The organism is Roseivivax sp. THAF30 (assembly GCF_009363575.1).
Taxonomy (GTDB): Bacteria; Pseudomonadota; Alphaproteobacteria; order Rhodobacterales; family Rhodobacteraceae; genus Roseivivax; species Roseivivax halotolerans.
Genome location: NZ_CP045389.1, coordinates 76,027 through 102,995 on the forward strand (window position 1 = coordinate 76,027; position 26,969 = coordinate 102,995).

18 protein-coding genes, 1 tRNA gene and 2 rRNA genes are annotated in these 26,969 nt (G+C 62.5%); 12 read left to right on the forward strand and 9 right to left on the reverse strand.

Annotated features, from left to right (window positions below):
* Positions 1-96 precede the first annotated feature (96 nt).
* The 11 genes from FIU91_RS00325 (at position 97) to FIU91_RS00375 (ending at position 15,126) form a co-directional block, all read left to right on the forward strand.
* Positions 97-3,550 (forward strand): 23S ribosomal RNA (locus FIU91_RS00325).
* A 137-nt stretch (positions 3,551-3,687) separates the two neighbouring features.
* A 5S ribosomal RNA gene (rrf, locus tag FIU91_RS00330) occupies positions 3,688-3,802 on the forward strand.
* Between the two features lie 59 nt (positions 3,803-3,861).
* Positions 3,862-3,938: transfer RNA gene (locus FIU91_RS00335), tRNA-Met, on the forward strand.
* Positions 3,939-4,227: 289 nt separating this feature from the next.
* Positions 4,228-5,802 carry an ABC transporter substrate-binding protein gene (locus FIU91_RS00340; protein WP_093011836.1) on the forward strand — a complete coding sequence of 525 codons (1,575 nt, stop codon included), beginning with the start codon at positions 4,228-4,230 and terminating at the stop codon, positions 5,800-5,802.
* 95 nt (positions 5,803-5,897) lie between these two features.
* Positions 5,898-7,451, forward strand: coding sequence for an ABC transporter substrate-binding protein (locus FIU91_RS00345; protein WP_152460972.1), 1,554 nt, complete (start codon positions 5,898-5,900; stop codon positions 7,449-7,451).
* Positions 7,452-7,458: 7 nt separating this feature from the next.
* Complete coding sequence (locus FIU91_RS00350; protein WP_093011842.1) at positions 7,459-8,442, forward strand: ABC transporter permease; 984 nt, start codon at positions 7,459-7,461, stop codon at positions 8,440-8,442.
* 1 nt (position 8,443) lies between these two features.
* Positions 8,444-9,403 (forward strand): ABC transporter permease, encoded by a 960-nt coding sequence (locus FIU91_RS00355; RefSeq protein WP_152460973.1) that lies wholly within the window; start codon positions 8,444-8,446, stop codon positions 9,401-9,403.
* A gap of 4 nt (positions 9,404-9,407) precedes the next feature.
* Positions 9,408-10,394, forward strand: a complete 987-nt coding sequence (locus FIU91_RS00360) for an ABC transporter ATP-binding protein (protein WP_152460974.1) — start codon at positions 9,408-9,410, stop codon at positions 10,392-10,394.
* Entirely contained in the window at positions 10,391-11,356 is a 966-nt protein-coding gene (locus tag FIU91_RS00365) for an ABC transporter ATP-binding protein (protein ID WP_093011851.1), read from the forward strand. The genes FIU91_RS00360 and FIU91_RS00365 overlap by 4 nt, the downstream gene beginning before the upstream one ends.
* 87 nt (positions 11,357-11,443) lie before the next feature.
* Positions 11,444-12,523 carry a DUF2793 domain-containing protein gene (locus FIU91_RS00370; protein WP_152460975.1) on the forward strand — a complete coding sequence of 360 codons (1,080 nt, stop codon included), beginning with the start codon at positions 11,444-11,446 and terminating at the stop codon, positions 12,521-12,523.
* 137 nt (positions 12,524-12,660) lie between these two features.
* Entirely contained in the window at positions 12,661-15,126 is a 2,466-nt protein-coding gene (locus FIU91_RS00375) for a calcium-binding protein (RefSeq protein WP_152460976.1), read from the forward strand.
* Between the two features lies 1 nt (position 15,127).
* On the opposite strand, the gene FIU91_RS00380 is transcribed toward FIU91_RS00375, so the two are convergent.
* The 3 genes from FIU91_RS00380 to FIU91_RS00390 all read right to left on the reverse strand — a co-directional run bounded on the left by FIU91_RS00380 (position 15,128) and on the right by FIU91_RS00390 (position 19,139).
* Positions 15,128-15,946, reverse strand: a complete 819-nt coding sequence (locus FIU91_RS00380; protein WP_152460977.1) for an ABC transporter permease — start codon at positions 15,944-15,946, stop codon at positions 15,128-15,130.
* A 56-nt stretch (positions 15,947-16,002) separates the two neighbouring features.
* Complete coding sequence (locus FIU91_RS00385) at positions 16,003-17,721, reverse strand: CAP domain-containing protein (RefSeq protein ID WP_152460978.1); 1,719 nt, start codon at positions 17,719-17,721, stop codon at positions 16,003-16,005.
* Between the two features lie 98 nt (positions 17,722-17,819).
* The gene (locus FIU91_RS00390) at positions 17,820-19,139 is read right to left on the reverse strand and encodes a UDP-glucose/GDP-mannose dehydrogenase family protein (protein WP_152460979.1); all 1,320 of its coding nucleotides are present in this window, start codon (positions 19,137-19,139) and stop codon (positions 17,820-17,822) included.
* 221 nt (positions 19,140-19,360) lie between these two features.
* Here FIU91_RS00390 and rfbC point away from each other — a divergent pair, with 221 nt between their 5' ends.
* Positions 19,361-19,918 (forward strand): dTDP-4-dehydrorhamnose 3,5-epimerase, encoded by a 558-nt coding sequence (gene rfbC / locus FIU91_RS00395; RefSeq protein ID WP_152460980.1) that lies wholly within the window; start codon positions 19,361-19,363, stop codon positions 19,916-19,918.
* On the opposite strand, the gene FIU91_RS00400 is transcribed toward rfbC, so the two are convergent.
* The 6 genes from FIU91_RS00400 to FIU91_RS00425 are packed head-to-tail and all read right to left on the reverse strand — an operon-like array spanning position 19,908 to position 26,904.
* Positions 19,908-20,888: a sulfotransferase gene (locus FIU91_RS00400; RefSeq protein WP_152460981.1), complete on the reverse strand. Its 981-nt coding sequence runs from the start codon at positions 20,886-20,888 to the stop codon at positions 19,908-19,910. The two genes, rfbC and FIU91_RS00400, sit on opposite strands and share 11 nt — an antisense overlap.
* Positions 20,885-21,541, reverse strand: a complete 657-nt coding sequence (locus tag FIU91_RS00405; RefSeq protein WP_152460982.1) for an ABC transporter ATP-binding protein — start codon at positions 21,539-21,541, stop codon at positions 20,885-20,887. Before FIU91_RS00405 ends, FIU91_RS00400 begins: the two co-directional genes overlap by 4 nt.
* Complete coding sequence (locus FIU91_RS00410) at positions 21,541-22,800, reverse strand: capsule biosynthesis protein (RefSeq protein ID WP_152460983.1); 1,260 nt, start codon at positions 22,798-22,800, stop codon at positions 21,541-21,543. The genes FIU91_RS00405 and FIU91_RS00410 overlap by 1 nt, the downstream gene beginning before the upstream one ends.
* Positions 22,797-23,597: a sulfotransferase family 2 domain-containing protein gene (locus tag FIU91_RS00415; protein WP_152460984.1), complete on the reverse strand. Its 801-nt coding sequence runs from the start codon at positions 23,595-23,597 to the stop codon at positions 22,797-22,799. The genes FIU91_RS00410 and FIU91_RS00415 overlap by 4 nt, the downstream gene beginning before the upstream one ends.
* Entirely contained in the window at positions 23,594-24,322 is a 729-nt protein-coding gene (locus FIU91_RS00420) for a CatB-related O-acetyltransferase (protein WP_152460985.1), read from the reverse strand. The genes FIU91_RS00415 and FIU91_RS00420 overlap by 4 nt, the downstream gene beginning before the upstream one ends.
* Positions 24,319-26,904, reverse strand: a complete 2,586-nt coding sequence (locus FIU91_RS00425) for a glycosyltransferase (RefSeq protein WP_152460986.1) — start codon at positions 26,902-26,904, stop codon at positions 24,319-24,321. Before FIU91_RS00425 ends, FIU91_RS00420 begins: the two co-directional genes overlap by 4 nt.
* Positions 26,905-26,969: the final 65 nt, after the last annotated feature.

The following is a 26,969-nucleotide window of genomic DNA, read 5'->3' on the forward strand; positions in this document are numbered from 1 at the left end:
AAAGCGCGGGAAAGTATGCTTTTGATCGGTAGGATACGGGCTGTGTCGCCTTGCCTTCGCGCAGGGACGGCAGAGATCCTGTCTCTTACTGGATCAAATCAAGCGCGAGAAGGGCGTTTGGTGGATGCCTTGGCAGCAAGAGGCGATGAAGGACGTGATACTCTGCGATAAGCCGCGGTGAGCCGAGAATAGGCTTTGATCCGCGGATCTCCGAATGGGGCAACCCACCTGATACTCAGTTATTATTAGCCGCAAGGTTCTTGATAATTGGGTAAAACAGGGACTTATGACCTGAATATATAGGGTTATAAGAGCAAACCCGGGGAACTGAAACATCTAAGTACCCGGAGGAAAGGAAATCAATTGATACTCCCCTAGTAGCGGCGAGCGAACGGGGACCAGCCGAGCCTTTAGAGTGACCGGAACATGGTGGAAAACATGGCCGTAGCGGGTGACAGCCCCGTACGGGAAGCTCGAGAGGACGTATTAAGTAGGGCGGGACACGTGAAATCCTGTCTGAAGATCGGGGGACCACCCTCGAAGGCTAAGTACTCCTTGCTGACCGATAGCGAACCAGTACCGTGAGGGAAAGGTGAAAAGCACCCCGACGAGGGGAGTGAAACAGTACCTGAAACCGAGCGCCTACAATCAGTCGGAGCTTGACTGGACTCTTATGACAATCTGCGGTCATGGTCCTGCCTGAGGAATTGAGCGGCATAAAGCCCTCAAGCAAAGACAGGTAGGGACGAACATGGCCGACGGGACGTTTGCAGTATTGTTGCTGGTGGCGGGATTGACCGACATGAGCGCGAATTACTGCGGAACGGGAACGGGTTGCCTTGGCAAGACGGAGACGTCGCCGCGACTGGCCTTGTCGGCCGGCTCGGTGATCGAACGCAATGCCGAGGAAAGCCCGGAGATCTATCTTCGCTACGATCCGGGATACCGGCTCGGGCCGTTCGGCACGAGCCTGGGTCTGTCGACGGGCGAGGCGGGATCGTGGATCGGTCTCGGGGCCACCTACACGGTGCCCTTCGGATCGACGCCGTTCTATGCCGAACTGCATGCGATGCCGGGTCTATATGTGGAAGACGAGTTCGATCTCGGCGGGCCGGTTGCGTTCCGCTCGGGGGTGGAGCTCGGCTACGAGATGCGGAATGGCTGGCGCGCGGGCGTCAGCTATGACCATCGCTCGAATGCGGGGATCTACGACGACAATCCCGGGATCGAGACGGTGCAATTCCGGATCTCGGTGCCATTCTAGGCGAGAGCAGATGTTATAAGTGTCCAGTCTTGTGACGGCGTACCTTTTGTATAATGGGTCATCGACTTGGTCTATCTAGCAAGCTTAAGCCGTTAGGTGTAGGCGCAGCGAAAGCGAGTCTGAATAGGGCGCCTGAGTTAGATGGATCAGACCCGAAACCGAGTGATCTAGGCATGACCAGGATGAAGGTTAGGTAACACTAACTGGAGGTCCGAACCCACACCTGTTGAAAAAGGTCGGGATGAGTTGTGCCTAGGGGTGAAAGGCCAATCAAACTCGGAGATAGCTGGTTCTCCGCGAAATCTATTTAGGTAGAGCGTCATCCGAATACCCCGGGGGGTAGAGCACTGGATGGGTAATGGGGCCCCACAGGCTTACTGATCCTAACCAAACTCCGAATACCCGGGAGTACTAGATGGCAGACACACTGCGGATGCTAACGTCCGTAGTGGAGAGGGAAACAACCCTGACCTACAGCTAAGGCCCCCAATTCATGGCTAAGTGGGAAAGCAGGTGAGACGGCCAAAACAACCAGGAGGTTGGCTTAGAAGCAGCCATCCTTTAAAGATAGCGTAACAGCTCACTGGTCTAAACAAGCTGTCTTGCGGCGAAGATGTAACGGGGCTCAAGCCATGAGCCGAAGCTTAGGATGCCGTATGGCATGGTAGCGGAGCGTAGTGTGACATAGGTTCATTCCTCCTTAGTGGGTTCGCCCACATTGGAGGAGAGAGCTTTACTGTGAAGCCGGGGCGTAAGCCATCCGGTGGAGTGATCACTAGCGAGAATGATGACATGAGTAGCGACAAAGAGTGTGAGAGACACTCTCGCCGAAAGTCCAAGGGTTCCTGCTTAAAGCTAATCTGAGCAGGGTAAGCCGGCCCCTAAGGCGAGGCCGAAAGGCGTAGTCGATGGGAACCAGGTTAATATTCCTGGGCCAGGAGATGGTGACGGATCCCGGACGTTGTCGATCCTTATCGGATTGGATCGGCAGCCAAGGGGTCCCTGGAAATAGCCCTCCATGAGACCGTACCCTAAACCGACACAGGTGGACTGGTAGAGAATACCAAGGCGCTTGAGAGAACGACGTTGAAGGAACTCGGCAAAATACCTCCGTAAGTTCGCGAGAAGGAGGCCCAGTTTCTACGCAAGTATTGGCTGGGGGCACAAACCAGGGGGTGGCGACTGTTTACTAAAAACACAGGGCTCTGCGAAGTCGCAAGACGACGTATAGGGTCTGACGCCTGCCCGGTGCCTGAAGGTTAAAAGGAGGGGTGCAAGCTCCGAATTGAAGCCCAGGTAAACGGCGGCCGTAACTATAACGGTCCTAAGGTAGCGAAATTCCTTGTCGGGTAAGTTCCGACCTGCACGAATGGCGTAACGACTTCCCCGCTGTCTCCAACGTCGACTCAGCGAAATTGAATTGCCTGTCAAGATGCAGGCTACCCGCGGTTAGACGGAAAGACCCCGTGCACCTTTACTACAGCTTCAGACTGGCATCAGGCATGTGATGTGCAGGATAGGTGGTAGGCTTTGAAACCGGAACGCCAGTTCCGGTGGAGCCACCCTTGAGATACCACCCTTCGCCTGCTTGATGTCTAACCGCGAACCGTTATCCGGTTCCGGGACCCTCTGTGGCGGGTAGTTTGACTGGGGCGGTCGCCTCCTAAATCGTAACGGAGGCGCGCGAAGGTTGGCTCAGAGCGGTCGGAAATCGCTCGTTGAGTGCAATGGCAGAAGCCAGCCTGACTGCGAGACTGACAAGTCGAGCAGAGTCGAAAGACGGCCATAGTGATCCGGTGGTCCCAAGTGGGAGGGCCATCGCTCAACGGATAAAAGGTACGCCGGGGATAACAGGCTGATACTGCCCAAGAGTCCATATCGACGGCAGTGTTTGGCACCTCGATGTCGGCTCATCTCATCCTGGGGCTGGAGCAGGTCCCAAGGGTACGGCTGTTCGCCGTTTAAAGAGGTACGTGAGCTGGGTTTAGAACGTCGTGAGACAGTTCGGTCCCTATCTGCCGTGGGTGTAGGATACTTGAGAGGAGTTGCCCCTAGTACGAGAGGACCGGGGTGAACGATCCACTGGTGGACCTGTTGTTGCGCCAGCAGCAGTGCAGGGTAGCTATGATCGGACAGGATAACCGCTGAAGGCATCTAAGCGGGAAGCCCCCCTCAAAACAAGGTATCCCTGAGGGCCGTGGAAGACCACCACGTCGATAGGCCGGAGATGTACGCGCAGCAATGCGCTCAGTTGACCGGTACTAATGGCCCGATAGGCTTGATTTGATCCAGTAAAAGGCAGGATTGCCAAACACTCGGACCAAAAGCACACAAACCCGCAATACAAAACTCGGACAACAAAGGTTGATCCCCTTCATTCCAGAAGGACACCAAAGCGCAAACGCGCTGCGGGCTTTCCTCGGTTTGGTGGTCATAGCGCGAGCAAAACACCCGGTCCCATTCCGAACCCGGCCGTTAAGTGCCGCAGCGCCAATGGTACTGCGTCTCAAGACGTGGGAGAGTAGGTCGCCGCCAAACCTAGTAAAGCCCGATCAATAACAAACGTATCTCTCATAACGATAAAATATAACAAATACCGCGGGATGGAGCAGTCCGGTAGCTCGTCAGGCTCATAACCTGAAGGTCGTAGGTTCAAATCCTACTCCCGCAACCAGTTCGAATTTAATCCAAACCGATGCAAATGCCGCCCCTTCCGGGCGGCTTTTTCGTGTTCAATCATGACTTCCATACCCAGTCGGTTCGCCGGATTCCGGCAGACCTCGCGATGATGTCTTTGCCTGACGGATATTGCCCTGTTTCGGCCTTTGAGCGCGCTTCCGGCCCGAGCCAGGACTTGCCGCCGCGGCAATCCAGCGCTTTCCTTGCGACTGCGGCGCGCTTCGTTATCATCGTAGGTTCAAACGGGGACAGGAAGCCCCGGACCAGACACAGGGAGATATCCTATGAAATCGACCGGCATTCTTGCCGTGGCGCTTCTGGCGTCCACCGCTCTGACCGCGCAGGCAGAAACGCTGCGTTGGGCGCGTGCGGGCGACAGCCTGACGCTCGACCCGCATGCTCAGAACGAAGGGCCGACGCACACCTTGTCGCACCAGATTTACGAGCCGCTCATCATCCGCGACACGTCGGGTGAATTCGAGGCGGCGCTGGCGACCGACTGGGCGCCGAGCGAGGACGACCCAAACATTTGGGTGTTCAACCTTCGCGAAGGCGTCAGCTTCCATGACGGCGCCGACTTCACCGCCGAGGATGTGGTCTTCTCGATCAACCGTGCGAAGTCCGAAGATTCGGACATGAAGGAGCTGCTGAACTCCATCACCGAAGTCCGCGCCGTGGATGACTACACCGTCGAGTTCGTGACCGATGGGCCGAACCCGATCCTGCCGGCGAACCTCACCAATCTGTTCATGATGGACAAAGGCTGGGCCGAGGCGAATGACGCCGTGGACGTTCAGGACATGGAGGGCGGCGAGACAACCTACGCCGCCACCAACGCCAACGGCACCGGCCCTTTCACGCTCGTCAGCCGAGAGCCCGACGTCCGCACCGTGCTCGAGCAGAACCCTGACTATTGGGGAATGGACCAGTTCTCGATGGAAGTGACCGAGATCATCTACACTCCGATCCAGAACGCCGCGACCCGCGTTGCCGCGCTCTTGTCGGGCGAGGTTGACTTCATCCAGGATGTTCCGGTCCAGGATCTCGGCCGCGTGAACGACACCGATGGACTCGTGGTGAAGACCGCGCCGCAGAACCGGACGATCTTTTTCGGGCTCAACCTGGGCGCGGACGATATCGCCAATGACGATGTCGAGGGCGAAAACCCGCTTGCGAACGTCAATGTGCGCCGCGCGATGAACCTCGCCATCAACCGCCAGGCCATCCAGCAGGTCGTGATGCGCGGCCAAAGCGAGCCTGCAGGCGTCATTGCACCACCCTTCGTCAATGGCTGGACCGAGGAGCTCGACGAGGTCACGACCGATCTCGAGGAAGCGCGCAGCCTGATGGAAGAGGCCGGCTACGGTGACGGTTTCTCGATCCAGCTCGACTGCCCGAACGACCGCTACGTCAACGACGAAGCGATCTGCCAGGCTTCGGTCGGCATGCTGGCGCAGATCGGCATCACTGTGAACCTCGATGCCAAGCCCAAGGCGCAGCACTTCCCGCTCATCACGAATGACGAGACCGATTTCTTCATGCTCGGCTGGGGCGTTCCGACCTACGACTCGGAATACGTGTTCAACTTCCTCGTGCACACGCGCGGCGACGAGCGTGGCAGCTGGAACGCGACCGGCTATTCGAACCCTGAGCTCGACGAGAAGATCGTCAGCCTGGCGTCGGAGACCGATCTCGAGGCACGCAACGCGACCATCGCCGAAATCTGGAACACTGTTCAGGACGAGCAGCTTTACCTGCCGCTACACCACCAGGTTCTGAACTGGGGCATGACTGACAGCGTCGGCATCGAAGTGAGCCCCGAAGATGATCCGAAGTTCAAGTATTTCGAGATGAACTGATGGGCCCGTGCGCGCAGATACGCGCGCACCGACGCTAGATACAGCCCGGCGCGGAATTCCCGCGCCGGGTCTTCCCAATCAAGAGGATTGTCGCCATGAGGACCTCTCTCGTAATTGCTGCGCTTGGCATGTTGGCCGCTCCGGCTTCGGCCGAAACCTTCCGCTGGGCGGGGCAGACGGATCCCAACACGATGGATCCTCATGCCGGAAATTCCGCGCCTGTCCTGGGTTTTCTAAACAACGTCTACGAAGGGCTCGTTCGGCGCGATCGGAACATGGCGATCGAACCAGCGCTCGCGACCGAGTGGGAGCCGCTCGAGGACGGTGCCGGCTGGCGGTTCCATCTGCGCGAGGGCGTGACCTTCCACGATGGCGCGGACTTCACCGCCGATGACGTGATCTTTTCCTACGAGCGTGCGTCTTCCGCGGAGGCCGATACGGCAAGCTGGTTCGCCGGTGTGACCGAGGTCACCGCGCCGGACGAGTACACCGTCGAGATCCGCACCGACGCGCCGAACCCGATCTTCCCCGATTCCATCGCCAACTGGATGATGATGGATCGCGGTTGGGCCGAGGCGAACAACGCGACCCGGCCCAATATCGAGCAGGGCAATTACGCGACTCTCAACACCAACGGCACCGGCGCCTACCGGATCATGGAGCGAGAGCCGGCTCTGCGTACGGTCCTTGCGCCGTTCGAAGAATGGTGGGGCGACGATCGCGGTAATGTCACCGAGGGGATCTTCACGCCCATCGAAAATTCCGCGACCGGCGTCGCGGCGCTTCTGTCGGGCGAAGTCGACATGATCGAACCCGTGCCTGTGCAGGACGCCGAGCGGATCGACAACGCAGAAGGCGTCGATCTTCAGCGTGGCGTCGAGGCTCGGGTGATGATGTATGGCTTCAGCCAGGACAAGGACAGCCTTGTCGGCGGCGACGGAGTAGAGGGAAATCCGTTCCAGGATCCGCTGGTCCGCCAGGCCGTGGCCCATGCGATCAACGTCGATGCCATCCGCCAGACGATCATGCGCGGCTCGGCCGAGCCCGCGGCGCAGCTCGTGAGCGCTGCGATGCGCGGCTATTCCGAGGGTCTCTCCGAACGCCCCGCCTATGACCCCGAACGTGCCCGCGAACTTCTGGCCGAGGCGGGATACGAGGACGGTTTCTCGTTCCTTCTGAAATGCCCCAACGATCGTTACATCAACGATGAATCGGTGTGCCAGGCCACGGTCTCGATGCTCGCGCAGGTCGGCCTTGACGCGCAACTCGATGCGATCCCGGTGCGGAATTACTGGCCGGAACTGCGCGCCGACGAGTACGACATGTATCTCCTCGGTTGGTCGCCGGGCACCTTCGATGCGGAACATCCGTTCCGCTTCCTGGTCCACACGCCGCAGGAAAATATCGGAACGTGGAATTTCGGCGGCTATTCCAACCCGCGCGTTGACGAGCTGATCCCCGCGATCCAGTCCGAGATCGACGACTCGGCCCGGCAGGAGATGCTCGACGAGATCGCTGGCATCGTGCAGGACGAGATGGTTTACGTGCCGCTCTACGTGCAGCCGCTCCTCTGGGGGACGGCCGAAAATATCGAGCTCACCCAACGCGAGGATAACTTCTTCATCCTGCGCTGGGTCACGGTGAACTAGGGAAAACATGCTCGCCTACATCATCAGACGGGTCGCGCAATCTGTCCTCGTGCTTCTGGTCACGGGATTCGTTGCCTTTTCCATGTTCAGCTTCGTGGGCGATCCGATCGACAACATGCTCGGTCAGGAACGCACGCAGGCCGACGTGGAGCGGCTGCGAACCCAGCTTGGCCTCGATCAGCCGTTCCCGGTCCAGTACTACAAGTTCCTCGAACAGGCGGTGCAGGGCAATTTCGGGCTGAGCTACCGGCAAGGGCGGCCCGTCTCCGAGATCCTTGTCGAGCGCCTGCCCGCGACGCTGGAACTTGCAGCCGTGTCCGGACTTCTGGCGCTTGCTGGCGGGATCGGATTCGGCATCTTCACGGCGATCCGAAGGCGCGGCCCGTCGGCGAGCACGATCATGACGCTCTCGCTGATCGGGGTCTCGCTGCCGACCTTCCTGATCGGGATCCTGCTGATCTACCTTTTCTCGGTGGAGCTTGGCTGGCTGCCCTCCTTCGGACGGGGGCAAGTCGTCGATCTCGGCTGGTGGAGCACGGGTTTTCTGACCGAAAGCGGCCTCAAGGCCCTCATCCTTCCGGCGATCACGCTTGGCCTTTACCAGATGACGCTTATCATGCGGCTGGTGCGGACCGAGATGCTCGAGGTTCTCAGGATGGACTATATCCGCTTCGCCCGCGCGCGCGGCATCCGCGAGAAATCCATCAACTTCCGCCATGCGCTCAAGAACACGCTGGTGCCGGTCATCACGATCACGGGCTTGCAGCTCGGCTCGATCATCGCCTTCGCGATCATCACCGAGACGGTGTTCCAATGGCCGGGCGTCGGGCTTCTCTTCATCAACGCGATCCAGTTCGTCGATATCCCGGTGATGGCCGCCTATCTGATGATGATCTCGGTCATGTTCGTCGGCATCAACCTCATCGTCGACATGCTTTACTTCGCGATCGACCCGCGTCTGCGCGTCGACCGCACGGCAGGAGGACACTGAGATGTCCGAGCTTCAGACAGAAATCGAGACGAAAGCGAAGACGAGTCCCAGCCGGCTGGCCCGAGCCTGGGATAGCGATCTGGCCTATTCGTTTCGGAACAATCCCGTCGCGATGGTCTCTGCCTTCGTCGTGTCCCTCCTGATCCTCGCGGCGATTTTCGCGCCTTTGATTGCGCCGCACGATCCGTTCAATCCCGCGACGCTGAACCTGATGAACGGCTTCACACCTCCGGGGCAGGCAAACCAGTTTACGCAAGAATATTTCCTCCTCGGCACCGACGATCAGGGCCGGGACGTGTTCTCAACAATCCTCTACGGGATGCGGATTTCGCTCTTCGTTGGCTTTGCCGCTGTCATGCTGGCGCTGGTTATCGGTGTGCTGCTGGGGCTTCTCGCAGGCTATCTCGGCGGCTGGGTCGAGACGATCATCATGCGGATCGCCGATATTCAGCTCACCTTCCCGGCGATCCTTGTCGCGATGCTGATCTTCGGTATCGCCAAAGGGATTACGCCGCCCGAATACCGCGACCAGATGGCGATCTGGGTTCTGATCCTCGCCATCGGCCTGTCAGACTGGGTGCAGTTCGCCCGCGTCGTGCGCGGTGCAACACTGGTCGAGAAGAACCGTGAATACGTTCAGGCCGCACGGCTGATCGGGCGTTCGCCCTTCTCGATCATGGTGCGGCATATCCTGCCGAACGTGCTCAACCCCGTGCTCGTGATCGCCACGATCAGCCTAGCGCTCGCGATCATCGCCGAGGCGACGCTGTCCTTCCTTGGGGTCGGCGCGCCGCCGACGAAGCCCTCGCTCGGCACGCTCATCCGGATCGGGCAGGAATTCATGTTCTCCGGCGAGTGGTGGATCCTCTTCTTCCCCGCCGTCACGCTTCTCGCGCTGGCCCTGTCGATCAACCTTCTGGGCGACTGGCTGCGCGATGCGCTCAATCCGAAACTGAGGTGATCCGATGACCACCCCCGTCCTGTCCGTCCGCGATCTCGTGGTGGAGATCCCGACCCGACGCGGTGTGCTGCGACCCGTCGACCAAGTGAGCTACGACATCCATGCCGGCGAGATCCTCGGCGTTGTCGGCGAGTCCGGCGCGGGCAAGTCGATGACCGGAAACGCGGTGATCGGACTTCTCGATCGGCCGGCCCGGATCGTCTCGGGCGAGGTGCTTCTGTCCGGCGAGCCGGTGCATGCGCTGATAGGCGAGCGGCTGCGCAAGCTGCGGGGCAAGAAGATGGGCATGATCTTCCAGGATCCGCTGACCTCGCTCAATCCGCTGCTGACCATTGGCGAACAGCTCACCGAGACGATCCTCGAGCATCTCGATGTCACCCAGTCCGAAGCGCGCGAGCGTGCGATCGCCGCGCTCGACGAGGTGGGTATCCCGGCGGCGCGGCAGCGGATCGGCTCATACCCGCACGAGTTTTCCGGCGGCATGCGGCAGCGCGTGGTGATCGCGCTCGCCCTCTGCGCCGAGCCTGACCTCGTCATCGCCGATGAGCCGACCACCGCGCTCGACGTCTCGGTTCAGGCGCAAATCGTTGCGCTTCTGAAACGGCTTTGCCGCGAGAAAGGCGTCGCGGTTATGCTCGTGACGCACGATATGGGCGTGATCGCGGAGGCTGCCGACCGCGTCGCGGTGATGTATGCGGGCCGTCTTGCAGAGCTGGGCCCGGTCCGCGAGGTCATCACCAACGCGCGGCATCCCTATACGGCGGGGCTCATGGCCTCGACGCCGGTTGCGAGCCAGGGCCATCGCCGCCTCAGGCAGATCCCCGGCGCGATGCCGCGTCTCGACAACCTGCCTTCGGGCTGCGCCTTCCATCCGCGCTGCGACCGCGCTGAGCCGCGCTGCCGCGAAGAGCCGGGGCCGAGCCTCGAAGCCTGCGACGGCCGCGCCGCCTGCTGGTTCCCCCTGACCGAAAAGACCGAGGTCTCCGCATGAGCGCCATCGTCAAGGTCGAGGATCTCACGCGCATCTTCGACGTCTCCAAACCCTGGCTGAACCGGGTGATCGAACGCAGCCCGCGCGCGCTTCTGACCGCCGTCTCAGAGGTCAGTTTCGAGATCGAGGAGAACTCCGTCTACGCGCTCGTGGGCGAGTCTGGCTCCGGCAAGTCGACCATAGGCAAGATCATGGTCGGGCTGGTTCCGCCAAGCCGCGGCCGCGTGGAAGTTGATGGCGTGGATCTTGCCACCGAGACCGACCGCGCCAAGGTCGATGCGGTTCGGGCAGATATCCAGATGATCTTCCAGGATCCCTACGCCTCGCTCAATCCTCGATGGACGGTCCGCGACATCATCAATGAGCCGGTCTCGATCAAGGGCGGCGACACCAAGGGGCTCGCCGAACGGCTGCTTGAACAAGTCGGCCTCTCGGCGGTCGATGCGGGCAAGTATCCCCACGAATTCTCGGGCGGGCAGCGCCAGCGTATCTGCATTGCGCGCGCGCTGGCGGCCGGACCGCGTATCATCGTCTGCGATGAGCCGACATCGGCGCTCGATGTCTCGGTGCAGAGCCAGGTTCTCAACCTCATGTCCGACTTGCGCGAAGAGCTCGGGCTGACCTATCTCTTCATCAGCCACGATCTAACCGTCGTGCATCACATGGCTGACAAGATTGGCGTGCTCTATCTCGGCGGTCTTGTCGAGGAGGCGCCGCGCGACCGGCTCTTCGATGCGCCGAAGCATCCCTACACCCAGATGCTGTTCGATGCCGCACCGCGCATGGACGCGTTCGGGCGTGAAGTCGATCCGCCGAAAGGCGAGATTCCGGACGCGATCAACCCGCCGCCCGGCTGCCCCTTTCATCCGCGCTGCCCTATCGCGGTCGACCGCTGCCGCGAAGAACGTCCCCGCCTGCGCCCCATCGGCGAGACCCGCGTGGCGTGCCACTTGGCGGAATAGACCTCTGCAACGCGCGGATTGGTTAACGCGCGTTAACCACCGCACGCGAGCCTGATCCTCGATGTATCCGTCGATGAGGTCTCGCGCATGTTCACGTCCGCCGCTCTCGGGCTGCCTTTCATGGCACCGTCCCAGGCTCAGAAACACGTCACGTTCAACGAAGCGCTCCGGCGGCTTGATCTTGTCGTGCAGCTCTCCGTTCAAGGCCGCGACGACGCGCCTCCGGAAGCGCCTTCGGAGAATACTCGCTTTATCGTCGGTGCGTCCCCCTCGGGCGCATGGATCGGCCACGCGAATGACATCGCCATTTTCGAGCCAGGCGGTTGGACCTTCACCGCGCCACAGCAAGGTTGGCAGGCTTGGATCGCGTTGGAAGGACGCTTCGTCGTATGGACCGGCGGCACATGGCAGGCGCTCGAGCCCGAGCTTCAAAATCTGCCCGGTCTTGGTATCAACGCGACGAGCGATGCGAATAATCCGCTGATCGTGGCGGGGCCGGCTTCGTTGTTCAACAATGTGGGCGGCGGCCATCAGGTCAAGATCAACAAGGCGGCACCCGGCGAGACTGCGAGCCTCTTGTTCCAGACCGGTTGGGGCGGCCGCGCAGAGATGGGAACGACAGGGTCGGACGCGTTCACCATCAAGGTCAGCGCCGATGGCGGCACGTGGCACGACGCGCTGGTCTTCGATCCGGCGACAGGCCATGCAGGCGGTGCGGCGGTTCAGTCACAGCCGGATGATACGACGCCGGGTAGGCTGATGAGGGCCGATTGGGGATATGGTCCGGGCACTCTTCTCGGGCAGGTCGCGCAGGCCTCCGGCAAGCCGACTGGAGCGGTTCTTGAGGCAGGCGTGACCTACCTCCGTCTCGCCTGCGGCACGCAGATCGTCTGGGATACCGTGGCCCTCACGCGGAGCGATGCCGCGACCCTGTCCGCGCACTGGACCTTTCCGCAGATGTTCGCCGGGCCGGCCTTCGTGTCCGGCAGCCTCGATCCGGGCACCGCGAACATCACTCCCGGTCTCGATGCACTTGGCGCTGTGACCTGCACTGGCGGCGATGGAGCGGGCACCACGATTTCGCTGCGCCGCATTGCCGGACAGACCGATTTTGCCGCCGTCGATACCTGCACGCTGCGGATGACGGCGATTGGTCGCTGGTTCTGACTTCGTGGTAAACGAGCGCTTGCCGGACTCCTGACGATTGGCCCGAAACGCCCGGTTTCAGCCAGGATCGCGCCCCGCCGCTTCCCTCGTTCGACCAGAGCTTCAGAGCTCGGGTTGAGTGGATAAAGGGTGCGCCGATGCAGGCGGTCTTTTCGCATGACGGTACGGTCTTCGCCTCCAGCGCGGGGCAACTCGATGGAGTGCGGAGTCTCGCGCTGCACCAAGGACCGGACGGGGTCACTGTCCAGGTCCTCTCCGGTGAAGATGGCGCAACCCGTTTGACGAGCTGGGATCTGCGGGGCGGCGCGCCGATAGCCGAGGCGACATCGATGCTTACCGCCGGACCGGTGGCAGGCGTTGCGCCGGACATCACGCCTGCCGTGCTGCCATCAGGTCAGGAGGTCGCGCTCTTGACCGGTGTGGCCGGCGGTCTCGCGATGGTTCGCATCAATGCCGACGGCTCGTTTGGGGCGCCCGTTGCGATCAACGCCGCCGCGGCTGGCGTGCCGGCTGACCTGTCCGATATCGCCGTCATGGACAGCGGGGAGGGGCTCTTTCTTTACGGGATCGCGCCGGGCAGCCGCAGTCCGATGGTCTGGGAAATCGGACCGACCGGGACGCTGACGGTGCTGTCCTCGGGGTCTCGCGGCAGCGCGGACGGGCCAGGTTTGACCGATATCGAGATCGCGAATGGCATGCTTGTCGCCGCTGGATCCGACGCGACATTCTTAACGATCTACGACATCCAGCCCGACGGGCGGCTTTCGATGGCGGCGCAGCTTGGCGAAGCCGACAACCCCGGCATCGCAGGGTCAATCACGCTCGAGACCTTGCAGATCGGAGAAACCTCCTTTGCCGTATTGGGGGCAGCCGGGTCGGGCACGCTCACGGTCTATGGCCTCGAGAGCGGGAGGCCTCGACTGACCGACCATGTCATTGACACGCGAGACAGTCGGTTCGCGAATGTGACCACACTCGACAGCGCCGTTTTGCAGAACGATGCATTTCTCGCTGCTGCTGGCTCCGACAATGGCGTGAGCCTGTTTCGCCTGACCGCTGACGGCCAACTCGTTCACCTCGGCGTCGTGGCGGACAGCGTGTCGACGGCGGTGTCAGGCGTTTCGGATCTCGAGCTGTATATCGAAGGCGGCTCCCTGCATCTTGTGACGCTTGGCGTGTCCGACCAGGGCCTCAGCGCCTTTTCAATCGCTCTGAGCGGGATATCCCACATGGATGGGACCGGTGCCGACACGCTGATCGGGCAGGCGGGAGCGGACCTGTTCGTGATGATCGCGGACGCCGATCCCGACCGTATCGTTGCATTCGATGCGAGCGAGGACCGGCTCGATCTATCCGGCTGGGCGTTTTACCGCGATCCGTCGCAACTTTCGATCAGCCCGACCGCAAGCGGTGCAGAGATCCGGTTCATGTCCCTTGTCGGCGTGGAGGTCCTCGTGCTGGAGAGCGCTGGGGGCGGCCCGCTTTCGGCTGATGCCGTGATCGCGGCGATCCTTCCTCAGCCGGACCGCTTCCTGCCTGACTGGCTGACGCCGGTTCTGACCCTCGAGCCCGCCGATCCGCCGCAGGAGCTGTCGGGAACGCCCGGAAACGACAGTATCGAGGGCGGCTCTGGTAACGATACGATCACAGGGCGCGGCGGATCGGACCTGATTTCGGCTGGGGCGGGCAATGACACGATCAATGCCGGGATCGGCGCGGATACGATCTTCGGCGGAGCGGGCGCCGATACGGTCACGGCGCTCGACGGCCATGACTGGATCGAGGGAGGAGACGGCGATGATCACTTGTCCGGTAATGCGGGCTTCGACACGATCTTCGGTGATGCCGGAGACGATCACATTCTGGGTGGCAACGCGCCCGACTTGCTGAATGGCGGTGGCGGCAATGACCGGATCTCCGGCGATGACGGCGCAGACACGCTGCAAGGGGGGGAGGGCGACGACTTTCTGACGGGCAATGCCGGCACGGACCTCGTAATGGGCGAGACCGGATCGGACACGATCTGGGGCGGGATCAACCACGACACGCTGGATGGCGGGGAGGGCCGTGATTTGCTTTACGGCGAAGGCGGCAACGATGTCTTGCTGGGTTCGGGTGACGCGGATGAGCTGTGGGGGGGTGGCGGCCAGGATGACCTCAGTGGCGGAGGCGGTGACGACACGCTTGATGGCGGGCTCGGTCATGACACGCTTCAAGGCGATGCCGGCAACGACCGGCTGATCGGGAAAAACGGCTCTGACATTCTCGATGGTGGCGCCGGGGATGACACGCTTTTCGGAGGCTCCGGAAACGATACGCTGTCGGGTGGCGGCGGCAACGACATCCTCGACGGTGGCGACGGCGCCGATGTCTTCATCTTCGCCGAAGGTGTCGCGGTCGTGACTGCATTCCAGAACGACGTCGACATGCTGCTTCTGGATCCTGCGCTTTGGGGCGGAGCGGCGTATGATGCGGCGGCGATGCTGTCTTTTGCAGAGGCAGTCGATGGCGCAACGGTATTCACTTTTCCCGGCGGCGAACGCCTGGTGATCGAAGGTCTGGTCAATCCGGACGCGCTGCTGAACGACATCGGGCTTTTGTAAGCTAGCGCTCGAAGAGGTCCCGTTGCATGAGGCGCAGGAGCACAAGCCCGAAAAGACAAAGACACCCCGAGACCGCCAAGACGTAGCCCGGATTGACATAGGCTGCACTGTAGCCGGGATAGGCCGCCTGCCGCGCAAGACCGGTCGCATGAACGAGCGGGTTCCATTCCAGCCAGCTGCGCCACGGATCGGGCAGTTTCTCGTGCAAGAGGATCACGCCCGAGACGATGACCAAGGGACGGGTCAGTACGGACCAGATGCTTTGCCACATGGGATGCGCGGTGACCGGCACCGCCAGCGCGACACCGGTCGCAAGGCCGAAGCTCATCGCCAGAACGTAGGACATCCCGAGCGGTAGAATGTCGATCCGCGTCATCGGGGCGAGCGAGATGACGAGCGCGCCCAGGATAATCACGCCGACGATGAGCTGTGTCAGTGCGGCAAGGCAAGCTGCACTGATCAGCGGATCCAACAGGCTGACCCTCGGATAGCCGAGGAGCGGCCGGGAGCGGTTGAGTGCTTGTGCGACTGCGTTGCTGACCGTCAGGAATGCAAAGAACGGCAAGATGCCCGTCGCGTAGAATAACGCAAAGCTCGTTCCGAGCGGCGGCGCACGGAAGCCAGCCTGAAATACGAGGCAGAGAAACGCAATCCCGGCGGCTGGTTCGAGCACAGCCCAGAGATAGCCGCCCGGATTACGACCATATCGCGTTGCCATCTCGCGCAGCATGAGCGCGCCGATGGATCGGAACGTCGCGGAGAGAAGCGGTGGATGCGACCCAAGAGTGGCTGTGGAGATTTGATCGACGCTTCGGTTCATGGCTCGTTATCCACTGAAAATGCTAACGTTTGCTTTCCCAAGCCACGGCAGCAGCATCAGATCAGCACGAAATCCGCCTCGATTTCGGTGAGCGTTCGTATCCCGTCAAAGGTGATTTCGCCGCCATCCGCGAGTATTAACACAAGATCATTGCCCACGGTTTCGGCATCGAGGTCGGCGACGCCGCCCGGTGCGAGGCTTGCCTCGAGGTGAATGACGTCGATGCCCGGCTGGTAATGCACGATCACATCCTGTCCTCCACCCGGTGCGAAGACGAAGACATCGGTACCGATACCGCCGTGCAAAAGATCGTCGCCGTCACCGCCGACCAGCGTGTCGTTCCCTGCTTGCCCGAGAAGCGTGTCGTTGCCTTCGCCGCCATCGAGTCGATCGAAGCCGTCCCCGGCTTCAAGCCGGTCGTTTCCCGCCCCGCCCAGCAGCACGTCGCGATTGATCCCGCCTTGCAGCAGATCGTGCCCCGGCCCGCCATCCAGCGTGTCTGCACCTGCCTGGCCCGAGAGCGTGTCCGAACCATCGTGACCTTGAAGAAAATCCGCTCCATCACCTGCCTCCAGCCAATCATCGCCGCTGCCGCCCATCAGCGCGTCCGGGCCTATGCCGCCTTTCAGCACGTCGTCCCCTGTGTTTCCCGATAATGAATCCGCACCTGCCTGCCCCAGGATCGTGTCATCGCCCGCACCGCCCGAGACGGTGTCGAAGCCGCCCGCGGCCTCGATCCAGTCCGCCCCGTCGCCGCCGTGGATCTCGTCGAACCCTGTGCCGCCGAAGATCGTGTCATTCCCCACTCCGCCCGAGAGGCTGTCATTTCCGCCGCGTCCCTCGATCACCTCGGCGCGCGCGTCGCCTGCCAACAGGTCCGCACCGCCACCGCCCATCAGGGCCGCGGGTCGCAGCACCGCATCGTCCGCTTCCACGTCGAGCCCGACATTGCTGGCCGCGATCGTGACCGTTTCGGTGATCTCGCCTTCGAGCCCGCCGCCTGAGAAGGTGACGACATAAGTTCCGGGCGGCAGCTGCATCTGGTAGCCGCCGGACGCCCAACTGGTCGTCACGTAGGTTTCGCCGCCGCCGCTGGCCGTAACGGTCACGCCGCCCAGTCCCTCTCCCGGATCGTAGAAGTCGTCACCGTCCCGATCGTCGATCACGACGCCGACGATCTGCGCCTCCGGCGACCAGGTTGTTCCGAAATGCTGGGTGACGATCTCGGTTCCGACGCGCGTGTCTGAATCGGCATCCGTCACGATCCCGATCCCGATCTCCGTATAGGTCGGGCTGAGGATCGCGATGCGATGTCCTGCGGGCGATTGCATGCCGCCCGGACCATAGCCCCAGTCGATCAGGAAGGCGGCATGCCCGTGAAGCGGCCCGTCAGAATAGGCATAGACATTTTCGGCCAAGGCGCGGGCATCGTCATAGCCCGCCTCCACGATCCGTTGATAAAGCCCTGGCTCCCCTGGCAGGTTGTGCGATTGCTCGTCGTATTCGACGATGAGAAGCGAATGCCGCTCAGCCGAGATGGCGAGCGACGCGTTCCAGGCCAAGGGCGGTACGGGAGGAAACGCGGCAAGCTGATCCTCGAGCAGTGACAGGGACACGCCGAAGTAAGCGAGCGCCGCCTCGGTGCCGGGAGTCGCCTCTGCAAGGAGGCGGTCATAGGCGCCGGCGGGGTCGGCCCGATCGCGGTTGATCAGGCACAGGTAATATTGTTCCGCCACGCTGGGCGTCACGTCGGGTTGCGGAATGTAGATCGGCATCGCCTTCGCACCTGGACAGATCCCGCGAAGGCTAGCGTACTACGATCTAACGCCCGGTTGAGAAAACCGTTTCCGTTTTACTCAAACCGGGCGCGGTTTCAGTCCGGATAGCCGGGGCGGCCGATCGCGGAATAGGCCTCGAAGCCCGCCTCTCGGGCATCCTCGGCCGAGTAGATGTTACGCAGATCGCCGAGGCGGGGCGTCTTCATGCCGTTCGCGATCTGCTTGAGATCGAGGGCGCGAAACTCGTTCCATTCCGTCAGGATCACCAGAAGATCGGCGTCTTTCGCGGCGACATAGGGATCGCTCTCCCAGGTGACGCCGGGCAGAAGCGCCTCGCCCTCGCGGCGACCTTGCGGATCGACGACACTGACCTTGGCGCCACCTCCGACCATCGCTGGGATGATCGTGAGCGACGGCGCATCGCGCATATCGTCCGTATTGGGTTTGAACGTCACGCCCAGAACGGCGATCTTCCGGTTGTTGAAGCTGCCATCCGACAGGTCCAGCAACTTGTCCACCATCCGCCGCTTGACCTCGTCATTGATCTTGATGACGGCTTCGGTGATCTGCATCGGCATGGCGTGATCCTGGCCGATCCGTGCCAACGCCTTGGTATCCTTCGGAAAGCACGAGCCGCCATAGCCGGGACCCGCATGCAGGAACGTCTTGCCGATCCGCCCGTCGAGACCCATTCCCTTGGAGACCTGTTTCACATCCGCGCCGACCTTTTCGCACAGCGCGGCGATCTCGTTGATGAACGTGATCTTCGTCGCGAGAAACGCATTGGCCGCGTATTTGATCATCTCCGCGGATTCGAGATCCGTCACCACGATCGGGAAATCGCGCAGATAGAGCGGGCGGTAGATTTCTTCCATGACGCGGCCCGCGCGCTCGGACTCGACGCCGACGACAACGCGGTCGGGCTTCATGAAATCGTCGATTGCCGCGCCTTCGCGCAAAAATTCGGGGTTCGAGGCCACATCGAACTCAAGATCGGGATTCGCCGCGGCCATCGTGTCGCGAACCTTGGCGTTGGTCCCGACCGGCACGGTCGATTTGGTGACGACGACGATGTAGTGATCTGCCGCTTTCGCGATCTCCTCGGCAGCGGCCATGACGTAGGTCAGGTCCGCATGTCCGTCGCCGCGGCGCGTGGGCGTGCCCACGGCGATGAAGACCGCATCCGCGCCGTCGATGGCAACCGCGATGTCGCGGGTAAAGGACAGCCGTCCTGCATCGACGTTCTTGGCCAGAAGGGTTTCGAGGCCGGGCTCGTAAATCGGCACTTCGCCGCGCTCGAGCATCTCGATCTTGCGCGAATCCTTGTCGACACAGACGACTTCGTGTCCGAAATCCGAAAAACAAACCCCCGAGACCAGACCAACATATCCCGTCCCGATCATCGCGATTTTCATGTGCAATGCCCTTTGTCTAAAAGCTTTGAGGTCTTCCTTGCGGCAGCGGACCAGTGCTGTCAACGAAGGCGCAGCGACTGCGCCGCGCTCACAAGCGATATGTCGCGTTCGCCACGCAGAGCTGCCATACGCCTCGGGCGGCTGGACGGGCTCGAGGCGCGCGCAGTAGCGTCCGGCCAATCTTTTGCTCGTCTGTCTCTCGCACGTCCAAGGAGTTTCCCATGCAGATCGATCATACCGCGCTCGACGGCGTTTTGATGCTGACGCCTCGGCGTTTCGGCGATCATCGCGGCTTTTTCGAAGAGACCTGGAACAGCCGACTGCTGGCGGACGAGGGAATCACGACGAGCTTCGTGCAGGACAATCACTCGATGTCCGCGATGCCCGGAACGGTGCGGGGTCTGCATTTCCAGGGGCCGCCCTCCGCTCAGGCCAAGCTCGTGCGCTGCGGGCGCGGCGCGCTCTTTGACGTGGCCGTCGATATTCGCGAAGGCAGCGCGACCTACGGGCGATGGGTCGGCGTCGAGTTGACCTTCGAGAATGGCCGACAGCTCTTGATCCCTGAAGGCTTCGCTCACGGGTTCATGACACTGACCACTGACACCGAGATCGTCTACAAATGCTCCGATTACTACGCGCCCGAGACTGAGGGGAGCCTGCGATGGAACGATCCCGATATAGGCATCGACTGGCCGGATGCGGGTCATGCGCCCACGCTATCCGAGAAAGACGCGGCCGCACCGGGTCTTGTGGAGTTCGTTACACCCTTCAAGCGGTGAGCGGCGGTGTGTCTGCCGATGGCTCCTCATTCGTCACCGCGGCCACGCTGCGCCACGCGTCGGGTACGCGCGCGCCGAAACGTTCGCGAACAAAGGCATATTGCGGTGCGAACGCTTCGCGGAACGCGTGATCCAGATCGGGGGGGATCGCGATGGGGATGCCTTCGTTGACACGGCGAGAGAGATCCGGATCGATCCGGTCGATACCGAGGAATTCGGAAAGCGCATGAATGGGCGCAGGGGACGAGACCATCTCTTCGTAGAACATGACGTGCAGACGGTCCGGCGCGACGGCTTGATCCAGGTTGCCAAAAGTCCGGGCGTAATCGGCGCGTTCGACCTTGGGGAGTCGGCCGGTCGCGATGAGCGACTCCGCCTTGGCGCGCGCGAGCGCCAGTATTGCCTCGCTTGAGGCAGCGGTCCCAGCCTCGACCTGCGCCGCCATGCGAAGCTGCGACCACATCCGCGAGACGGGATCGCGAAGAATGAAGATGAAACGCGCGTCTGTGAATGCGGCCATATCGGCAAAATCGCGGGCGGGCAGGATGGCGTAGGCGGGGGTGACATCCGCGATGAGCGGCTCGCCCTGCCAGCCTTGAAGTAGGTACGTCGTGTAGGCTGAGTGCCGCGACGGTCCCGTGGCCCCGAGCGGTTCAGAGTTCTGCATCCCGACAAGATCGGTGGCGCGGCGCAGGCGGGCGCAGCGATCGGGTGAAGGCCCATTTGTCGCCAGCGCTTCCGCCGCGCGCGACACTTCCCGGCAGCGCGCAGCGAAGGCCAGCTTCCCCACGCCGCGTCGAATGTCGAAATAGTGCAGCTCTTTGACATTCGGCAGGAAAACCTCGGCACTTTTACCGAATGCCTTGTGCAGGAAGGTCGTCCCCGCCTTTTGCGCGCCGATCACGAAGACCATGCGCGCCGTTTTCGGAAACGCAACGGATGCAAACTCGGGCTGAGGCTGAGCTCTCATGCTGCCGCTCCTCTCTCATAGATCGCGATGGCGTCCTCCAGATCGTCGTAGAGACGAAGCTGTCCGTTTTCGAGAACGGCACCCATGCTGCAGAGTTTGCGTACCTGGCCCATTGCGTGACTGACGATGATCGCGCCGGCGCCCTGCAGCCGTGACGACAACAGCGCGCGCGATCTGCGGATGAACTCGGCATCCCCGGCTGCCAGCGCTTCGTCGAGCAGGTAGGTGTCGAACTCCATCGCCATGTTGATTCCGAAGGCGAGACGCGCCTTCATGCCGCTGGAATAGTGCCTGACAGGTTCATGAAATGCTGCACCCAGCTCTGCGAAATCGGCGACGAACGCGCAGACATCCTGACTGGAGGTGCCGTACAGGCGTGCGACGAAACGGGCGTTCTGCGCGCCTGTCAGATCCCCGTGCAGCGCGCTCGCAAGGCCCACGGGATAGGAGATCCGGCCCGATGTCAGGATCCGTCCGCGATCGGGTCGCGCGGTACCGGCGATCATACGCAGAAGCGTCGACTTGCCGGCACCGTTTCTGCCCAGAAGCGCGATGGAAACACCCCCCGGCAGGGTCGCGTTGATGCAATTCGCCACTCTGACGCGGCAGTCTTTGCGCAGATAGGATTTCTCGACATTCTCGAGCACGATCATCAGCGGCGATCCCGTAGGGCCGCGACGACCATCGCGAGCAGCGACCAGATCAGACCAAGCCACGAGGCGATGAGCGCGAGCGTTTCCCATCGGGCCGGGCGGAGCGCGGCCTCGGGCAAGGTGGGCGCGATATGCAAGGCGAGGTATCGGTCCCGGCGGTCCGCTTCAGCCAGTGCAGCTTCCAGATTGGCGCGGGCAAGCGTATAATTTTCCTCGGCAAAACGCAGATCCGTCGCCAAGGTCTCGAACATGCCCATAAGGTCCGCGAACGCCGGATCGGTGCCCGGCCCGTTTGCGCCTGCTCCAAGTCGGGCCTGCTCTTCCGAGATCCGCGCCGCGATCACCGCGACGCGGCCTTGTGCCGCCTCGATCCGGAAGCGTGCATCCGGGGCGGATTGGCGCAGAAGGTCGAGCTCGATCAAGGCCTCGGCAAGTTGCTCCTGAAGCGATGTCATGACTCCCATCCGAACCGCCAGCGCGGTCACCGGGTCGACAATTTGCGTTTCGTTGCGAAACCGCGTGAGTGCGACCCGTGCCGCGACAAGCTGGGCCTTCGCGCGATCGCGTTCGGCCCGCGCCTGACCGATCCGGTCCTCTCGCGCCAAGGCCGAGAGGCGATTGATGAGATCGGAACTCTCCGCGACGATGGCGTTCGCGACCGCTTGTGCCTCCGCCGGAGAGAAGGCTTCGACCGTCAGCGACAGAAGGCCGGTGCCAGCCAGTCTGTCCACTCGAACACGCCTGTTCCAGTAACGCCTCAGGGTCTCGATATCGCCCGGTCCGGCGAAGGCGAAGATCGGATCGCTATCGGGATCGGACCAATCCGCCCCCGGCCCCGCCCAGAGACGGCGCAAGTCGAGCGCCTTGTCGACCCGGGCCACCAGGTCCGGGCTCGTGATGAAGTCATGCAGGATATCGGTATCCGAGGAGGATGAGGTCGACAGATCCGCCATACCGCCAAGGAGTTCAACGGCGCTGTTCGCCTCCTCGGTTCGTACCGAAAAGCCCGTCTCGGAGAGAAAGCGTGGCGCGGCGCGGTTCCAGAGATACGAGGACGCGAGCAGAACGGGTAAAGCGATCATCAAGGCGGCGGATAGGCCGAGGGCTGCCATTCGCGGAAATCTGCGCGGCGTGCTTGTCTTGGGACGCATGATCCGAGGGGCGGGCACGCCCTCGCTCTCGCTCTCACGAAGCCGTGCGAACAGGGCGGCACGGCCTTCGTGTCTCGGCGTCAGGCTGATGTCGGATAGGGCGCTCATGCAGCGGCTCCTCTGGGCGTGGCGGAGATCTTTGGTGGCGCGAGGCCGAGGCGGGCCATCAACGCCTGGTCCGGCGCGACCCAATCGGCGAGCCGTGCTGCGCCATCCGGTGAGAGGACCGCGGCGAGATCCGGCCAGCGCGGACCCGTCCCCGGCCCGCGGTTGACCTCCGTGAGACGAATTTCCGTGCCCAGCCAAAGGGACAGATCGACCTCGAGAGTGCCGAGGTCGCGCTGATCGTAGACACCGTCGAGCTGCCGCGCCGCAAGCACTGCGCGGCTGATGAGATCGGGCCGAAGGAGATGCGCGATCTGAGAATGGCCCCGGATCCGCCGGGTCACGAGGTAGCTGCAATAGGGTGCGCGATAGTGATCGGCGATGAAGCGCCGCCACTCTTTGTCACCGCCGAAGAAATACGCCTCGGCTGACCAGCGCAGGGCGCGCGAGAGTCCCGTGTGCTGCCCGTGCTCGAGCGCGCTTGCGTCCATCTGCGATGCCTTACGCCGCAGGTAGAAATAGAAGGACGCAATCCGTTCGAGCGGATCACGCAGAACCGTGAACGTGCGTGTCCCGGGCCCAAGCATTTCCAGCGATTCCCAGTCGATATGGCCGCTATAGACCCGGTATCCGGGTGGAAACTGAGCCCGCCCGCGGCCCGCTTGGCTATGCACCCGCACTGGAGATATCGCGGGTGCGCCGACCGCCTGCGCGATCGCTTGATGAACGGCCTGTCCCGCCGTCTTCGGAATATGCAGGAAAACGAGTTTGCGCGCGGTCTGATCGGCGTGGAGGCTCATTCGGGTACCTTCGAAAGATCAAGGACATCGCAGTCGAACGGGGGCTCTGATGTCATTGCACCAAGCCCCTCAAGGAACGTGCGAGGATCCGAGGGGTCGAGGTGCGACAGCTGCCACGGCGCCCATTGCCACCATCGATGTTCGAGAAGACCTGCAACGATTTCCGGCGCGTGTCGCATCCGGATCAAGCGCGCAGGTGCGCCGGCAACGATGCCGTAGGCGGGAACGTCGCGGGTCACGACGGATCCCGCCCCGATCACCGCCCCGTCGCCAATCGTGACCCCCGCGGTGATGATCGCGCCATGTCCGATCCAGACATCATTGCCGATCATCGTGATCTCGAGGCGGGTCGGCGGGCCGTTGGAGCAGCGCGGCGGCGTGGAGTTGCGAAATTCTTCGGCACCGCTGAAGCCGCGCTTGAGGTCGAAGAGGCGAGAGCCGAGATAGAAGGCGGGGCTCGTCGACACCCAATCCAGTGGATGGTTCTGCCGGCCGATCTGAACGTCCTCGCCGATCGAACAATAACGGCCGATCCGAGCGGCGCAGGCATATCCCGACACTTGGTAGGAAAAGGCACCGAGTTCGAGCATCTGCTCGAACCGGGTCCATTTCAGGCTGGACGGCGCTTCGATCCGGCCGGTATCTGGAAGACGAACTCGGCCGCCCGGTCGCGGCAGCGCCTCTATTCCGCGCGCGGCGAGCCAGTCTATGCCGACCTCGCTCATCCGTCTGTTCCGGTCGCCGCGGCACGTGGCAGCTTGTGCCGTAGCGCGGCGGGAGAGCGATGCATATGTGTGATGCCGGCGTGTCGTTCAGCGAGGGCGCAGGTCGCAAGCGCGGATATAACAGCACGCGCCATCGCTTGAGGGTCATCCGGAAGGAACGGCAAGACATGCCCGTTCCAGGCAGAGGCGAGGGTCTCGCCCTGCGCTCCGAGGTCGAACCCGTAGACCGGGCGGCCCGTGGCAAGCGCCTCGTGCAAGGCGTAGCAGAACGTCTCCGGCCAGATCGACGGGATGAGCCAATGGGTCACGCCGTGCTGTTCGGCAAGACTTTGAATCTCTTCGGGGCGATAGGGGCCGGTCTGTAGAATGTCCGGCGGCAATGAGAAACCGGGTGCGATCCTGCCGATCATGACGAGACGCGGATGCCCGGTTTCGGCACACAGACTTGCCAGGGCCGAGACGATGGCCGCACCTTTCTGAGGTCCGATCGCGCCGAGGATACCGAGGGTGGGCGGCCTGTTCGGATGCCTGACCACCGGCACTTGTGACGGCAGCCGAAGCCCGTGTGGCGCAACCGTGATCGCCGGTACCAGGTCCGGCCATGCGCCGCGCACAAGTTTTGCCGAAGCTTCGGAGAAACAGGTAATCGAAGCTTGTTTCGCAAATCCATGCCAAGCCGCGCGCCATGCGGCAAGCGACACGTCGCAACCGTCCGGCCGCCGAATGCGATGGGCGCGATCGCGGGAGGTGAGGCTCGGCAGGCCGTGAAAGACGCCGTGGCTGTCCAGAAGCGTGTAGGACGGCGAGAGAGGAAAGTAGTCGTGAACCTCGAGCTCGGCGGTATCTGCAGGCCCGATCAAACTCCTCAGGATGGCAGGCAGCTCCACCGGGTCGCGGTCGCCGACGCCGCAGGCATAGACGATGTGCTTGCGGGGCAGGATCGACAGCAGTTCGGTGATGGTGGACGTGTCATCGCATGCACCCTCGCTCTCTCCCCAGGGTGTGATAAGCCTCAGCGTCCACCGCTGCGCGCCGCCGACGTCGAGCCGTATCACGGCCCGCCCCGACGCAAGACCGCGCGCCACCCGGTCTCTTATGGCGCGCTCGACGCCGCCGCCGAGGCTATGCCCAAGGATGACCTCCACTGGCGCCAGCGGTGTCGCTGCGCCCGCCCAAGCCAGCCCCAGCGCAAGCCGTGCCGTGCGTAGCGGATCTGTGCTTTTGAAGGCGGCGACCGCGGCTTCATAGCCGGGATAACGCACACCGAGGCGGACATTGTTCCGCCTCAGCAGCGAGGCCTTTTCGGCGCCGAAGCTTGCGCCGCCCTGGTGTTCCACGAAGACCCCCATATGCCCAAGGTGCCGCCCCCCCATCGCGAGGATGCGGCGGCACCAATCGACTTCCTCGCCATAGCCGCGCCCGAAGGTTTCGTCGAAGCGCGGGCAACGCGACAGCCAGGCCCGTGAAATCGCCATACAAAAGCCGATGCCGGTCGGCAGATCAGCCAGCGCCCCATCTGGGTCGAGCCGCGCGGCGACCTGGTCGATCGCCTCTGCCATGTCCGCGCGCAGGGGAACGTCGCGGCAGATGACGGGGGCCGACAGGATCTCCGCGGCATTCGAGGCGGGCGTCACGCTCGCGACGCGTTCATGGGCGGCGAAGGGACGCAGCAGCCGTGTGGCCCAATGCGCCGGCAGCATCGCGTCCGAGTTCAGCAGGAGGATCGGTCCGGTCTCCTTCCGGGCCAAAGCCGCGCGGAAGCCGCGATTCACCGAGCGGATAAATCCGACATTCTCGCGGTTCTCCAGCAAGGTGACGCGTGAAAGGCGCGCTGGCTCCGTCGCCCAGTCCTGCAGAAACGGCCGCACGCGCACATCAGTCGAGCAATCCTCGATCAAGATGAGATGCCAGGGAATGTCGGTATGCGCCTCGATTCGCGTCAGCACGTCGAGCAAGAGATCGAAGCCGTTATACACGGGCAGCACGATGGTCACGTCGGGCGCCGTGATCGGGGGATCATGCGGTTCGGACCGGATCATGCCGGGGAGAAGCGGCCCGGGGCGCGCCACCTCCGAAAACCCGAGCAACGCTTTCACGCGCGCACGCTGATGGGGATTGCGGGTCAAACGCCAGCCGATCGCGGCGGGCATGGCACGCAGAAGGCGCAGCGCAAAGCCTGGGACAAGGTGCCAACGTCCAAGCGGCGGTCTGGGCAAACTGAGATTATTGATGCCCGCCTCGAGCCCGCCGGTCTCGAAGATCAGGCCGGGCGGTGCGCTGCGCCGGAGATTGCCCGGCATCGCCGGAACGGACAGGCAAAAGCCAGCTCCCGACAGACCGGAGGCGGCGACATCGGCCCGTTGCAACGTTGCCGGGCAGGACACGCTGGCTGCGCCGTGAACGAGCCGAACCGCTTCGGCTGCGACCCAGCCTTCCACCACGAGCCGCCCGTCCGCATAGGCAATTCTGTCGACATGTCCGACCCGTGTCCCACCGCGATCGTGTATTGCGGGTCCATCGCAGCTGGCTTGCAACTGCCGCGCCGCATAGAGATCGAACAAGGCCGCTAGTCGTCGCAACATGGCGTTCTGCCCCCGGCAAGAGAATCTGACCGGACCACCAAAACGCACGGAGCCTTAAGCCCCGG

What these genes read in the sequence shown, in the direction of transcription:
- FIU91_RS00340 (WP_093011836.1), top strand. Translation starts at nt 4,228, where the DNA reads ATGAAATCGACCGGCATTCTTGCCGTGGCGCTTCTGGCGTCCACCGCT.
- FIU91_RS00345 (WP_152460972.1), top strand. Translation starts at nt 5,898, where the DNA reads ATGAGGACCTCTCTCGTAATTGCTGCGCTTGGCATGTTGGCCGCTCCG.
- FIU91_RS00350 (WP_093011842.1), top strand. Translation starts at nt 7,459, where the DNA reads ATGCTCGCCTACATCATCAGACGGGTCGCGCAATCTGTCCTCGTGCTT.
- FIU91_RS00355 (WP_152460973.1), top strand. Translation starts at nt 8,444, where the DNA reads ATGTCCGAGCTTCAGACAGAAATCGAGACGAAAGCGAAGACGAGTCCC.
- FIU91_RS00360 (WP_152460974.1), top strand. Translation starts at nt 9,408, where the DNA reads ATGACCACCCCCGTCCTGTCCGTCCGCGATCTCGTGGTGGAGATCCCG.
- FIU91_RS00365 (WP_093011851.1), top strand. Translation starts at nt 10,391, where the DNA reads ATGAGCGCCATCGTCAAGGTCGAGGATCTCACGCGCATCTTCGACGTC.
- FIU91_RS00370 (WP_152460975.1), top strand. Translation starts at nt 11,444, where the DNA reads ATGTTCACGTCCGCCGCTCTCGGGCTGCCTTTCATGGCACCGTCCCAG.
- FIU91_RS00375 (WP_152460976.1), top strand. Translation starts at nt 12,661, where the DNA reads ATGCAGGCGGTCTTTTCGCATGACGGTACGGTCTTCGCCTCCAGCGCG.
- FIU91_RS00380 (WP_152460977.1), bottom strand. Translation starts at nt 15,946, where the DNA reads ATGAACCGAAGCGTCGATCAAATCTCCACAGCCACTCTTGGGTCGCAT.
- FIU91_RS00385 (WP_152460978.1), bottom strand. Translation starts at nt 17,721, where the DNA reads ATGCCGATCTACATTCCGCAACCCGACGTGACGCCCAGCGTGGCGGAA.
- FIU91_RS00390 (WP_152460979.1), bottom strand. Translation starts at nt 19,139, where the DNA reads ATGAAAATCGCGATGATCGGGACGGGATATGTTGGTCTGGTCTCGGGG.
- rfbC (WP_152460980.1), top strand. Translation starts at nt 19,361, where the DNA reads ATGCAGATCGATCATACCGCGCTCGACGGCGTTTTGATGCTGACGCCT.
- FIU91_RS00400 (WP_152460981.1), bottom strand. Translation starts at nt 20,888, where the DNA reads ATGAGAGCTCAGCCTCAGCCCGAGTTTGCATCCGTTGCGTTTCCGAAA.
- FIU91_RS00405 (WP_152460982.1), bottom strand. Translation starts at nt 21,541, where the DNA reads ATGATCGTGCTCGAGAATGTCGAGAAATCCTATCTGCGCAAAGACTGC.
- FIU91_RS00410 (WP_152460983.1), bottom strand. Translation starts at nt 22,800, where the DNA reads ATGAGCGCCCTATCCGACATCAGCCTGACGCCGAGACACGAAGGCCGT.
- FIU91_RS00415 (WP_152460984.1), bottom strand. Translation starts at nt 23,597, where the DNA reads ATGAGCCTCCACGCCGATCAGACCGCGCGCAAACTCGTTTTCCTGCAT.
- FIU91_RS00420 (WP_152460985.1), bottom strand. Translation starts at nt 24,322, where the DNA reads ATGAGCGAGGTCGGCATAGACTGGCTCGCCGCGCGCGGAATAGAGGCG.
- FIU91_RS00425 (WP_152460986.1), bottom strand. Translation starts at nt 26,904, where the DNA reads ATGTTGCGACGACTAGCGGCCTTGTTCGATCTCTATGCGGCGCGGCAG.